The 12,444-nt window shown below is 70.0% G+C and carries 12 protein-coding genes; 5 read left to right on the top strand and 7 right to left on the bottom strand.

The window, feature by feature from the left end; all coding sequences use genetic code 11:
* Positions 1–278 precede the first annotated feature (278 nt).
* The 3 genes from soxY to soxB all read left to right on the top strand — a co-directional run bounded on the left by soxY (position 279) and on the right by soxB (position 2,986).
* The gene (gene soxY, locus BM214_RS03045; protein WP_090483745.1) at positions 279–743 is read left to right on the top strand and encodes a thiosulfate oxidation carrier protein SoxY; all 465 of its coding nucleotides are present in this window, start codon (positions 279–281) and stop codon (positions 741–743) included.
* A gap of 39 nt (positions 744–782) precedes the next feature.
* The gene (gene soxZ / locus BM214_RS03040) at positions 783–1,091 is read left to right on the top strand and encodes a thiosulfate oxidation carrier complex protein SoxZ (protein ID WP_090483744.1); all 309 of its coding nucleotides are present in this window, start codon (positions 783–785) and stop codon (positions 1,089–1,091) included.
* A gap of 125 nt (positions 1,092–1,216) precedes the next feature.
* On the top strand, positions 1,217–2,986 hold the full coding sequence (gene soxB / locus BM214_RS03035) for a thiosulfohydrolase SoxB (RefSeq protein WP_090483743.1): 1,770 nt from the start codon (positions 1,217–1,219) through the stop codon (positions 2,984–2,986).
* A 49-nt stretch (positions 2,987–3,035) separates the two neighbouring features.
* Here the strand turns inward: soxB and BM214_RS03030 are convergent, their stop codons facing one another.
* From BM214_RS03030 to BM214_RS03000, 7 genes are all read right to left on the bottom strand, one after another.
* Positions 3,036–3,629 carry a class I SAM-dependent methyltransferase gene (locus BM214_RS03030; protein ID WP_090483742.1) on the bottom strand — a complete coding sequence of 198 codons (594 nt, stop codon included), beginning with the start codon at positions 3,627–3,629 and terminating at the stop codon, positions 3,036–3,038.
* Between the two features lie 170 nt (positions 3,630–3,799).
* On the bottom strand, positions 3,800–5,488 hold the full coding sequence (locus BM214_RS03025; protein WP_090483741.1) for an FAD-dependent oxidoreductase: 1,689 nt from the start codon (positions 5,486–5,488) through the stop codon (positions 3,800–3,802).
* 31 nt (positions 5,489–5,519) lie between these two features.
* The gene (locus BM214_RS03020) at positions 5,520–6,515 is read right to left on the bottom strand and encodes a thiamine pyrophosphate-dependent enzyme (RefSeq protein WP_090483740.1); all 996 of its coding nucleotides are present in this window, start codon (positions 6,513–6,515) and stop codon (positions 5,520–5,522) included.
* Positions 6,512–7,717 (bottom strand): pyruvate ferredoxin oxidoreductase, encoded by a 1,206-nt coding sequence (porA, locus tag BM214_RS03015; RefSeq protein WP_090483739.1) that lies wholly within the window; start codon positions 7,715–7,717, stop codon positions 6,512–6,514. The genes BM214_RS03020 and porA overlap by 4 nt, the downstream gene beginning before the upstream one ends.
* On the bottom strand, positions 7,701–8,270 hold the full coding sequence (locus BM214_RS03010; RefSeq protein WP_090483738.1) for a 2-oxoacid:acceptor oxidoreductase family protein: 570 nt from the start codon (positions 8,268–8,270) through the stop codon (positions 7,701–7,703). The genes porA and BM214_RS03010 overlap by 17 nt, the downstream gene beginning before the upstream one ends.
* A gap of 109 nt (positions 8,271–8,379) precedes the next feature.
* Positions 8,380–8,562, bottom strand: a complete 183-nt coding sequence (locus BM214_RS03005) for a hypothetical protein (RefSeq protein ID WP_090483737.1) — start codon at positions 8,560–8,562, stop codon at positions 8,380–8,382.
* Positions 8,563–8,607: 45 nt separating this feature from the next.
* The gene (locus tag BM214_RS03000) at positions 8,608–9,171 is read right to left on the bottom strand and encodes a putative metalloprotease CJM1_0395 family protein (RefSeq protein ID WP_218149030.1); all 564 of its coding nucleotides are present in this window, start codon (positions 9,169–9,171) and stop codon (positions 8,608–8,610) included.
* 357 nt (positions 9,172–9,528) lie between these two features.
* On the opposite strand from BM214_RS03000, the gene BM214_RS12940 reads away from it, so the two are divergent.
* Together BM214_RS12940 and BM214_RS02990 are read left to right on the top strand one after the other, a co-directional pair.
* Positions 9,529–11,814, top strand: coding sequence for a mechanosensitive ion channel domain-containing protein (locus tag BM214_RS12940; RefSeq protein WP_280521878.1), 2,286 nt, complete (start codon positions 9,529–9,531; stop codon positions 11,812–11,814).
* A 115-nt stretch (positions 11,815–11,929) separates the two neighbouring features.
* A complete protein-coding gene (locus BM214_RS02990; protein WP_090483734.1) occupies positions 11,930–12,265 on the top strand; it encodes a high-potential iron-sulfur protein in 336 nt (111 codons plus the stop codon).
* Positions 12,266–12,444 lie beyond the last annotated feature (179 nt).

The raw sequence follows: 12,444 nt of genomic DNA, 5'->3' as shown, positions 1-12,444 counted from the left end.
ACAAGACTTGACGCCTCGATCCGGTCCGAGTGATGCTTGCATCTGAAATTGATAAATATCAATTTCCATCCATAATAAATTGATCATCGTCAAATAATCGGCCGCACCCCCTCTCCCGGGGGTGTGATCATGGGTATCCTCTTATATAACCAAAAAGAACTTGCATGAAATTTTTGGTTTAAGAGGCGCTCACCGAAGAACGCACGGACCGGATTCATGGTCCGGCGATGCGGGGATCCGCAAGGGATCCCGTTCAACCCAGAACCGGAGGTACAGGCATGAACAGCAAGCGTCGCGTCCTGCTCAAGGGCACCCTGGCGGCGGGCACCGTGGGTGTGGCCGTGGGGGCCGGGGTGCTCACCCCCCGCAACGTACTGGCGGAGGCCCGGGAGGCCTTCCAGGAAGGATCCATGGACGAGATCCTCAAGTCCGCCCTGGGATCGGACCACCATGAGGCCGGGCACGTGCGCGTGGAGGCACCCAACATCGCCGAGAACGGCGCCGTCGTCCCGGTGTCCGTGGAATCGGACCTGGACGGGGTCACCGAGATCGCCATCCTGGCGGCCGCCAACAGCACCCCGCTCACCTCCCGCTACGAACTGGGCGAGGGCACCCGGCCCAAGATCTCCACCCGCATCAAGATGGGCGAGACCTCCGACGTCGTCGCCGTGGTGAAGAACGGCGATGGGCTCTACAGCGGCCGCAAGGAGGTCAAGGTCACCGTCGGCGGCTGCGGCGGCTGATTCGGCACCCCCCAACCCATTCCACCGAGGAGCATTGCCATGTCCAGCATTCGTGTCCGCGCACAGCTCAAGGACGGGGTCACCCAGGTGCGCACCCTGATCAGCCATCCCATGGAGACCGGCCAGCGTACCGGCAGCGACGGGAAGAAGATCCCGGCCCACTACATCACCAAGGTCCAGGCCCGGGTGGGAGACCGCCACGTCCTCACCGCCCACTGGGGACCCGGCATCTCCCGCAATCCCTACCTCTCATTCGAGTTCGAGGGGGCCTCCGCCGGCGACCTCCTCAGCCTCTCCTGGGTGGACAACCTGGGGGAATCCGACAGCACCCAGGTGGAGATCGCCTGATCCCCGAGGGGCAGCGCCGGGGCAGGGACGCGGCCCGGAGGCGCCCACCATCGCGGGCGCGCCCCGGCCGCCCTCCCCTGCACCAGCGCATCCCGACGACATCCACCCCGTGCAGAGGAATGCCCATGAATCTCACCCGCCGAGAATTCCTGCAGGTGCTGGCGGCGGCGGGCGCCGCCGGTTTCACCCTCCCGGGGACCCGCCCGGCCCGGGCCGCGCGCATCCCCACGGACCCCTACGAGGTACCGCCAGGGGGCAATATCTCCCTGCTGCACTTCACGGACTGCCACGGACAGCTGCTGCCGCTGTATTTTCGGGAACCCCACGTCAACCTGGGGGTGGGCGGGATGCGCGGCCGTCCCCCCCACCTGGTGGGCGAACATCTGTTGAGGCACTACGGCATCGACCATCCCAGCCTGCACGCCCACGCCTACACCCATCTGGACTACACTCGCCTGGCCGAGACCTACGGTCGCGTGGGGGGCTTCGCCCATCTGGCCACCCTGGTGAAGCGCATGCGCGAGCAACGCCCCGGCGCCCTGCTGCTGGATGGCGGGGACACCTGGGGGGGCGGTTCGGCCACCGGCCTGTGGACCCGGGGCCAGGACATGGTGGACGCCCAGTTGCGCCTGGGGGTGGACGTGATGACCGGACACTGGGAATACACCTTCGGGGCCGACCGGGTGCAGGAGGTGGTGGAGAACGACTACGCCGGTCGCATCGATTTCGTCGCACAGAACGTGACCGACGCGGACTGGGGCGACCGCATCTTCCGTCCCTATGTCATCCGCGAGGTGAACGGTGTCCAGGTGGCCGTCATCGGCCAGTCCTTCCCCTATACCCCCATCGCCAATCCGCGGCATCTGATCCCGCAGTGGTCCTTCGGCATCCGCGACGGGGAGATGCAGGAGACGGTACGAAAGGCGCGGCACGAGGGGGCCGAGGTGGTGGTGCTGCTCTCCCATAATGGCATGGATGTGGACATCGAACTGGCCCGGCGGGTGGATGGCATCGACGCCATCCTCGGGGGCCACACCCACGATGCCGTACCCGCCCCCCTGCCGGTGAAGACCCCCTCCGGCGGCACCTGCCTGGTGACCAACGGCGGCTCCAACGGCAAGTTCCTGGGGGTGCTGGACCTGGATTTTCGCGACGGTGCCATCCGCGGCTACCAATACCGCCTGCTGCCGGTGTTCTCCGAACTCATCGATCCCGACCGGGAGATGGCCGCCTACATCCGGGAGATGCGCCAGCAGCAGGTCACCTTCGAGGGCGAGACCTTCCCCATGGAAGAGCGTCTCGGCGAGGAGCTGGCGGTAAGCGAGGATCTGCTCTACCGCCGGGGCAATTTCAACGGCACCTTCGACCAGCTCATCTGCGATGCCCTCATGGAGCAGGTGGACGCCGAGATCGCCTTCTCGCCGGGCTTCCGCTGGGGCACCACCGTATTGCCGGGGATGCCCATCACCTTCGAGCACGTCATGGACCACACCGCCCTCACCTATCCCGCCGTCACCCGCAACGAGATGAGCGGGCGCAGGATCCATCAGATCCTGGAGGACGTGGCCGACAACCTCTTCAACAAGGACCCCTTCTACCAGCAGGGTGGGGACATGGTGCGGGTGGGCGGCCTGCGCTACAGCATCGATCCCACCCGGGAGATGGGCGAGCGCATCACCGACCTGGAACTCAATGGCAAGCCCCTGGAGCCGCAGCGCAACTATGTGGTGGCGGGCTGGGCCAGCGTCCAGGAACGGCCGGCGGGGGACACCGGCCGACGCATCTGGGACGTGGTCGCCGACTACCTGCGGGATCACCGCAACGTGGCCATCCGCCATCTCAACCAACCCCGGCTGAAGGGCGTGGCAGGCAACCCCGGCCTGGGGGAGGCCTGACACCACCGCGGGTACTTCCATCCCCGGCGGAGCGGATGCGGGATCCACCTTACGGCACCGACTCCGTCGGGGAATGGAGAAAGGCCGCGGTGAAATCGTTCTCCAGATAGCCCTCCACGATCTCCACCCGCACCCCGAGATCCTCCCCCAGGGCGCGGATCTCCCGGGGCAGGAAGTAGTTGAAGATGGAATGCCGGGGCCTCCCCTTGAGCAGGTTGAACACAAACCCCCGGGATGCGGCCTGCAGGCAGCGGCGGATGAAGCGGTCCGTCTCCTCCCGGGTAAGGTTGTTCATGGCACCGCTGCAGACGTAGTAATCCGCCTCCGGCAACGGGTCGGTCAGCACATCACAGCGCTGCACCTGCGCCCCCGGGCGGGCCTGGCGGATGAACGGCTCCACCATCTCAAGACCGATGTACTGCCCGGGCAGCCCCCCGTTCTGGGCCAGATAGGCGTGGAAATCCGCCAGACCGCAGCCCGCATCCGCCACCACCAGGGGGGAGAGATCCTCGGGGAGCAGGCGGCGCAGGATCTCAAAGCGCTGCCACTGGGTCCGCGCCGAGCGCCACTGCACCCCCTCCGCGGTGGCACCATGGGTCTCCAGGGCGTGGCGGTAGAAGGCGTCGATATCGATCCTGGGCATGGTTTTGCGGTCTTTTCGAAACGGCTATCTCATCAGGATACCGTGCAACCGCATACAAGTCCCATGGCCCGGTCAAAACCGTTTCCAGGGGGAGGAGGATCCACTCATGGGGCATCTGTACCCCCCCGCCCAGACCATGCGGATGTGCACCCTGCCTGGAGTGGACGGACTCAGGACTCCATGCGGATATATCCCGTGGGACATTCCCGGGCGCAAATGCCGCAGCCCTTGCAATAGTCGTAGTCGAAGACGTAGTGGCTGCCGTCGGCCGCCCGCTCCCGGGTCTTGAGCACCGCCTGGTCGGGACACAGGGTCCAGCAGTTGTCGCAGGCCAGACACTCGCCGCAGGAGAGGCAGCGGTGGGCCTCGTGGCGCACCCCGTGGAGGTCGAGCCCACCTTCCACCTCCTCCAGTCCCCGGCGTTCCTGGGGCGGCAGCACCGGCTCCCGCGCCGCCGGGGCCGGCTCGAAGTAGTGCAGGTTCAGATCGGAGAAGGGCACGGGCTCGGGAGGTGTCGGCGGTTCCAGGGATTCCCCCGCCAGCACGGCCAGGATGCCCAGGGCGGCGCGGCGGCCATCCCCCACCGCCTCGCTGACGCTGCCGTGATCACCGCGGGCGTCCCCGCCGGCGAAGAGATGGGTCTGTCCCTGCACCCGTCCCCACCAGGGGTCCACGGGGATCCGCCCCCGTTCCACCAGTGCCTCAAAACCGGCCGGGTCCACCTCCTGACCGATGGCGGGGATGACATGGTCCACGTGCAGCACCGTCTCCGTGCCCTCGAAGGCCACCCGCTGCAGCCGGCCATCGGCGTCCGGCAGCTTCTTCATATGCACCAGTTCCATACCCACCACCCGCTCGCCCCGGAGGATGAGGCGGCGCACCCCGCGATGCTCATGGATGGTGACCCCCTCCTCCACCGCCTGCGCCACCTCCCGGGGGTTGGCGCGCATGACGTCCTCGGCGGGGACACCGGGGGCCGGGATGCGCTGATGGGTAATCAGATGCACCGAGGGCACCCCCTGGCGGCGCAGGACCCGGGACAGGTCCACGGCGGTGTTGCCGCCGCCGACGATGGCCACCGCCCCCGGATGATCCGGCAGGGTCCCCTCGGCCACCCAGGTCTCCAGCAGGTGCAGCCCCGTGTGCAGATCGCCGGGGATGGCGAAATCGGCGTTCCATTCCTGCCCCTTGCGCCGGCCCGGGGCCAGGAACAGGGCGGCGTGTTCCGAGCGCAACTCCTCCAGGGAGACATCCCGCCCCAGCTGCGTATGGGGACGAAAATCCAGGCCCGGCAGGGCCAGCAGGCGGGCCGTCTCCGCCTCCAGGGTGTCCAGGGGAAGGCGATAGCGGGGGATGGCGGTACGCACCGTCCCGCCGGCGGCGGCCAGGGCCTCCACCAGGGTCACGCGGCAGCCGCCACGCAGCAGGTGATAGGCGGCGGCCAGACCGGCGGGACCCGCCCCCACCACGGCGACCCGGGGGGCGTCGCTTCCCGGGGCGGGGACGGGGTAGGGCCATTCCCGGCGCAGGGCCTCGTCCCCCAGGTAGCGTTCCACGGCGTGGATGCCGATGGCCTCGTCGTACTGGCCGCGGTTGCAGGCCGTCTCGCAGGGATGGGGGCAGACCCGGCCGGTGATGGCGGGCAGGGGGTTGGCGGACACCAGGGTCTCCCAGGCCCCCTGCAGATCCCCCACCTCCACCCGGGCGAGATAGGCCTGGGCATCCTCCCCCGCCGGACAGGCGGCATGGCAGGGGGCCGCCCGATGCCGGTGCACGGGGCGTTGCACCCGCCAGGAGCCGGTCTTGAATTCCAGGGAGGTGCCGGGTTGGGCAAAGGCGCCGGGTGGGATCTGGGTCATGGTGTGTTCATCCGGGTTCGCTGTCTCGGGTTCAGGCCCAGCGGTCGCCGCCGCGGTGCACGGTGTCCGCCCCCTCCGTGTCGTAGCGCTCCTTGCCGCCGCCCCGCAGCTCGAAGCGCTCGATGTTGCGGTCGGCGATGGCCTGCAGGTGCTCCAGTTCCTTCTCGGCGCGGAAATCCCCCGCAAAGAGATGCCGGAAACGCTGCTGCAGCCGCAGGTAATCGGTCACCGGCCGGACCTCGCGGATGGGCAGGGTGCCGATGAGTTCCCCCCGCTCCATCTCCACCAGCGGGAAGAGCCCCGTCTGCACCGCCAGCCGGGCCACCTGCACGGTGAGGTCGCTGTCGTGGCCCCAGCCCAGGGGACAGGGGCTGTGCACCTGCAGGAACACGGGGCCCCCGGTGTCCATGGCACGGCGCACCTTCTTGCGCAGATCCGAGGGATAGGCCACCGAGGCGGTGGCGGCGTAGGGGATGCGGTGGGCGGCGAGGATGGCGAGGATGTCCTTCTTCATGTGCCGCTTGCCCATGCGCGCCGTACCCGGGGGGGAGGTGTTGGTCATGGCCGCGTGGGGGGTGGAGCCGGAGCGCTGCACGCCGGTGTTCATGTAGGCCTCGTTGTCGAAGCAGACGAAGAGCACATCGTGGCCCCGCTCCATCATCCCGGACAGGGCCTGGAAGCCGATGTCGAAGGTGCCCCCGTCACCGGCGAAGGCCAGCACCCGGGTGCGACGCCCCTGCTGTTTCAGGGCGGCCTCCATGCCGGCGGCCACGGCGGCGGCGTTGCCGAAGACGGAATGGATCCAGGGCAGGCGCCAGGCGGACTGGGGCCAGGGGGTGGTGAAGACCTCCAGGCAACCGGTGGCATTGGCCACCATGACATCGGGACCGGCGGCCTCGGTCACCAGGCGCGCCGCCAGGGCCTCGCCACAGCCCTGGCAGGCCCGATGGCCCGCCTCCAGGCCGCGGAAACGGGGCTGTTGATGGCGCAGGGTCTTCGCGTCGTGCCGGGCGGTTTCGGCGCTCATGGGGCCTCCTGCATCAATGGGGCATCGGGGCGGTCCGCCTCCGGCAACTGCGTGGGATCGGCGTCGATGAGGGTGAAGGGCAGCGGCCCGTCCGCCCCTTCCACGGCCTCCAGCAGGCGGCCGTACAGGTCCAGGGGCAGATCGCGGCCCCCCAGGCCGGCGGCCAGGTTGTGCACCCGGGGCGGCTCGGCCATGTCCATGAGGGCCGCCTTCACCTCTGGACCCACGATACCGCCACTGCCGGGGGACAGGGCCCGGTCCAGGACGATGAGGGTATCCAGCCCCTGGCAGGCCTGGCGCAGGGCCTCGGCCGGGAAGGGACGGAAGCTGCGCAGCTTGAGGAAACGCACGCGGCGCCCCTTTGGATCCGCGTCCATGGCATCCTCCAGGGTGCCCAGCACCGAGCCCATGACCAGGATCCCCGTGCGCGCCTGCGGGTCCCCGCGCACCTCCAACAGGCCACCGCAGCCCCGCCCCGAGACCGCCGCCCAGTCGGCGTCCGCCGCCTCGATCGCCCCCAGGGCCCGCTGCAGGGCCCCATGATGGCCCAGACGCGCCTCGGTGAAATGATCCGGGGACACCAGGGTCCCCAGACTGCGGGGCTCGGCCGGGTTCAGGCCGTGGGCGAAGCGGTAGGCGGGCAGGTAGGCGTCCACCTGGTCCTGGTCCGGCAGCTCCAGGGGTTCCAGGGTATGGGTCAGGGTGAAGCCGTCGACGCAGACCATCACCGGCAGGCTGCAGTGCTCGGCGATGCGAAAGGCCTGCACGGTGGTGTCCACCGCCTCCTGGTTGCTGGCGCAGTAGAGCTGGATCCAGCCCGCGTCGCGCACGGCCATGGCGTCCTGGTGGTCGTTCCAGATGCTCAGGGGGGCGGAGACGGCGCGGTTGGCACAGGTCATCACCAGGGGCACCCGCATGCCGGCGATATCAAAGAGCACCTCGGACATGAGCAGGATCCCCTGGGAGGCGCTGGCGGTGTAGGCCCGGGAACCGGCGGCGGCGGCCCCCAGGGCCACGGAGGCGGCGGAGTGCTCGCTCTCCACGCTCACCATCTCGCACTCCAGGCGGCCGTCGGCCACCAGCCGGGCGATGCCCTCGACGATGTGGGTCTGGGGGGTGATGGGGTAGGCCGAGACCACCTGCGGCCGGCACAGGGCCACGGTACGGGCCAGGGCCTGGGAGCCCTCAAGCGGCAACGCCATGGACCACCTCCTTCCAGCGTCCGGATTCCACCTGGGCGGCGGCCGTCTCCACCAGGATGCGGTTCTTCTCCAGCATCGGCCCGCTGAAGCGGGCCTCCAGGGCATGGATCAGGGCGGAGAGGGGCATCAACCCGGTGAGTGTGAGAAAGGCCGCCAGCAGGGCCGTATTGGGGACGGGGCGGCCGATGTGTTCCAGGGCCAGGCGGGTGGCGGGCAGGGTGACGATCTCGCCGCCGTCGCGCCCGGCCACACCGGGCTTGGCGCCGTCGGCCAGGATGCCGCCCCCGGGACGCAGCCCCGCCAGGGTGCCGGGCACCTCCAGCAGGGCCGGGTCCTGGACGATGAGAAACCCCGGATGCCGCACCTGGCAGCGCCGCCGAATGGGGGCCTCGCCGATGCGCACGAAGGCGGCCACCGGGGCGCCGCGGCGCTCGGCCCCGAAGGCGGGGAAGGCCTGGGCGTGGCGGCCGTGGCCGATGGCCGCCGAGGCCAGCAGGTAGGCGGCCACCACGTTGCCCTGCCCGCCCCGGCCATGGATCCTGATCTCCAGCATCGCTGCGTCCCTCGAGAGGTATTCCGCTGCGGCCCTTTTCGCAGTGCGCGGACCCGGGCCTTGGGGCGGCCAGTCTCCCCGCACCCCACCCGTCCGTCCATGGCATGGGTCATGTTTGCGGGGGATCGCCACCCGTGGTGTCCGACCACCGCCCCAGGGCCGCCGCGAACACGGCCCGGTCGGACTCCCTGCGCAGCACGAAACGCACCCGCCGCAGCGAGTGCAGACTCGGGGCCCTCCCCAGCACCGTACGGTAGGCATCGTCCATGAATGGGGCGATGGCCAGCCCCATGCGGATGCAATTCCCCCACGCCTGGCCGGGACAGCGGCGCGCGCCTCAGGCCAGGGCGCGGAAGCGGGCGGCGGCCGCGGATCGGTCCACCTGGGCAAAGAGCCGTTCCAGGCGCTCCCTCACGGTCTGCGCCGGTGCCTGCGGTCCCCCGGCCTCCCGACCCCTGCCATCGTCCTGGCCCTGGGCCCGGCCCCCTTCCCCGGTGCCGGCACCCTCACGCCCCAGGGCCTGGAGTTCCCGCCGCGCCTCGGCCTCCATGAGGCGGGCCCGGGCCGCCACGCGGTAATCCTGTCCGGAGGGCTCGGCCGGGGCCAGGGCGGCGCGGGCGATCTGCCGCGCCTTGCGTATGGCATCCTCGGGATCCGCGGGCCGGGAGGTGTCGATGGAGACCTCGCCGCCCACGGCATAGCGGCGGCCATCGGGCCCCTGCTGGTAGGAGTAGGTGGCGCCGCTGGTGACCAGGCCGCCGCCGGCGGCCATGTGGGCCTGCTCGTGGGTGCGCACCTCCCGGTCCCGTTGCCGCAGCGACTGCAGCGTGCGCTCCTCGGCCCGGGTGAGGCGTTCAGGGCCGGGTGCGGGGGAACGCCCCGCCTCCTCGGCAACCGGCACCGGCCCGGTCCGTCCAGGGCGCGGCTCCCCCGACTCCCCGGCCACGGTTGCATCGCCCCCCCGCGGCGACGGGGGGGCAAACGACACGGCAGGCGAGAAGGGGATGATCTCCATGGGCCGGTCACGGGAAGGGGGCCATGGATACAGGATACCCCATCCCCGTGCGATAAGGGCCCCGCGGCCGGGGCATGGACCCGTCCACCCGTCCCCCGCCCGGCCCCTTCTGTCCATGGCGCCGGACCTTGAAGCCATCATCGGTCTTCCTGCAAAGTTCCCCAATACGACCCAGCGCTGGCGCGGGCCCCGTATCGGCGCGCACAAGATCCCTCGATCACCGCCTCGGCCAAGGAGTCCAGGTTGAGACCGCCTATCCCGTTTCTCTCGCGCATCCTGCCCCGGATCGCCGTCGTCCTCCTTCTCCTCTGCGCCGCCCTCCCCCTGCAGGCCCAGGAGGCCGCGCCGGGGGACAGCCGCCTCGCCGACCTGCTGGAGGACGAGGCGGCCCGGGAGGCCCTCATCAAAGAGTTGCGCCGTGCGGCAGCAGAGGAGGGAACGGCCACCGAGGAGGCCGCGGACGTGCCGCCGACCCGGCAGGTGGCGCAGTGGACCCAGTCCCTGGCCGAGGGGTCAGTGGAACAATTCAACACCGCCATCCAGGCCACACAGACGGCCTGGGACCAGATGCGGGCCGCCGACCCCATGGACCTGACGGTGAACACCCTGGAGCTGGCGGGACTGATCATAGCCACCCTGGCCGTTCTGTGGCTCCTCTCCCGCCTGGCCCGGCTGGCCTACCGGCGCCTGGACCGCCACGCCCTCGCCCGCACCGGTTCCGCCGGGGTGGTGCGCCGGGTGACGGGCACCACCGCCGCCCTGCTCCTGGACCTGGCCACCGTGGCCCTGGCCTGGGCGGCGGGTCACGCCCTGGCCCTGTTCGTCACCGGCGAGGCCGGGCAGATGACGGCCCGGGACAGCCTCTTCCTCAATGCCTTCCTCCTGGTGGAGCTGACGCGGGCGGCCCTGCGCCTGTTCCTGTCCCATCGCTGGCCGGGGCTGCGCCTGCTGCCCCTATCGGATGCCGAGGCCGCCGCCTGCACCCGCTGGACCTCTGGCATGACCGCCTTTTTGGGCTACGGCCTGCTCTTCGTGGTGCCGGTGACGGCCCTGCTGGTGGCCCCCGAACCGGCCCGTCTCCTGGGGCTGCTCATCCTGGCGGTGGCCTACTACCGGGCCGTGGTCCTGGTTTTGCGCAACCGCAAGCGGGTTCAGGGCCGGCTGATGAAACTGGGTGAACGCATGGATACCGGCTTTGGCCGGATCGCCCTGCAGGGCGCGGGACGCATCTGGCACCTGGCCGCCCTGGCCTATCTGACGGCCATCCTGGTGGTGGCCCTGGTCTTCCCCGGCCGGGCCCTGCCCTTCATGATCGCCGCCACGGCGCAGACCCTGCTGGCCGCCGCCGCGGGGATCCTGCTGTCCTTGCTGCTGGGCCGCGTGATCCTCAAACGCATCCGCCTGCCCGAGGAGACCCGCGAGGGCATCCCCCTGCTGGAGGAACGCCTCAACGCCTACATCCCCACGGTGCTCAAGGTCCTGCGCTTCACCCTGCTGGCCGTGGTGGCCGCGGCCATCCTGGATGCCTGGACCCCCTTCAGCCTGACCGCCTGGGCAGCCTCCGACGCAGGCGGCCGCTTCATCGGCAATGTGGTGGCGGTGGCCCTGATCCTGGCCGGGGCGATGCTGGTGTGGCTGGGCCTGACCAGCTGGATCGAATACCGCCTCAGCCCCGCCACCGGCAACGGCGAGCCCAACGCCCGGGTGCGCACCCTGCTCACCATCTTTCGCAACGCCGCGGCCATCACCCTCGTGGTCATGACCCTGATGGTGGTGCTGGCCCAGGTGGGCATCAACATCGGCCCCCTCATCGCCGGCGCCGGGGTCCTGGGCCTGGCCATCGGCTTCGGCGCCCAGAAGCTGGTGCAGGACGTGATCACCGGGGTCTTCATCCAGCTGGAGAACGCCTTCAACGTGGGGGACGTGGTCACCGCCGGCGGCATCACCGGCACCGTGGAACGCCTCACCATCCGCTCCATGGGCATGCGCGACCTGTCGGGTACCTATCACCTGCTGCCCTTCTCCTCGGTGGACACGGTATCCAACTACATGCGCGACTTCGCCTTTCACGTGGGCGAGTACGGCGTGGCCTACCGCGAGGACACCGACGAGGTGTTACAGCGCATGAATGAGGCCTTCGAGGAACTGCGGCAGATGCCGGAGATGGCCCCCCACATCCTCGGGGATCTGGAGGTGCACGGGGTCACCGCCCTGGCGGACAGCGCCGTGAACGTGCGCGTGCGCATCAAGACCCGGCCGGGCATGCAGTGGGCCGTGGGCCGGGAGTACAACCGCCTGGTGAAACGCCACTTCGACGCCGCCGGCATCGAGATCCCCTTCCCCCACATGACCCTCTACTTCGGCGAGGGCAAGGACGGACAGGCACCGCCGGCCCGGGTGTATATGCAGGGCGCGGCATCGGCCCCTGCAGCCGTGGAACCGTCCGCCACGCCAACGGCATCGACCCCACAGCTGCAGCCCAATCCGCAGTTCAAGGGAGACTTCGACGAGGAGGAACCGAACGGCTGACGCAGCCTGTTTGTTCATGGGGGGTTCAGGCAACGGGGCGGATACTGGCCCCGAGGTCCGCAGAAACGGGCCCTGAACCCTGAACCGTCGCCCCCGTGGCGAGAAGGAGGACATCATGAATACCCGCGACTCCCACGTCAGCCGCCGCCGTTTCCTGCAGCTGGGGGCCGGTGGCCTGGTGGCCGTGCCCCTGGCCGGACTGGGCTGGACCACGGCGGCCCAGGCCGCCGAGCTGGAACGCCTCTCCGAGGACGATGCCACGGCCCAGGCCCTGAGCTACACCCACGACGCCAGCAGCGTGACCCACGACAGCTACCAGGAAGGCAGCCGCTGCAGCAACTGCCTACTGTACTCCGATCCCGAGGCCAAGGAATGGGGTCCCTGCTCCGTCTTCCCCGGATCCTTGGTGGCGGAAGGCGGCTGGTGCACCGCCTGGGTGGGCCGCGGCTGACCCTAATCGAAGGACACACCACCGGGGCAGGGAGGCCCCGACTCCCCCTGCGCGGGGAGGGGCACCCCCTCCCCCACCCTGCCCGAACCCCCTTCCCACGACGCCCCGTTCGGGGGACTGGTCCCGAGGCGCGAATCATGTAGACTTGCGGGCTGCCGCCCGGGCTGGCCCACGCGCCT

The organism is Ectothiorhodospira mobilis, assembly GCF_900114895.1.
Taxonomy (GTDB): Bacteria; Pseudomonadota; Gammaproteobacteria; order Ectothiorhodospirales; family Ectothiorhodospiraceae; genus Ectothiorhodospira; species Ectothiorhodospira mobilis_A.
The sequence above is the reverse complement of the archived record's forward strand: the minus strand, read 5'-3'. Positions and strand labels throughout refer to the sequence as shown.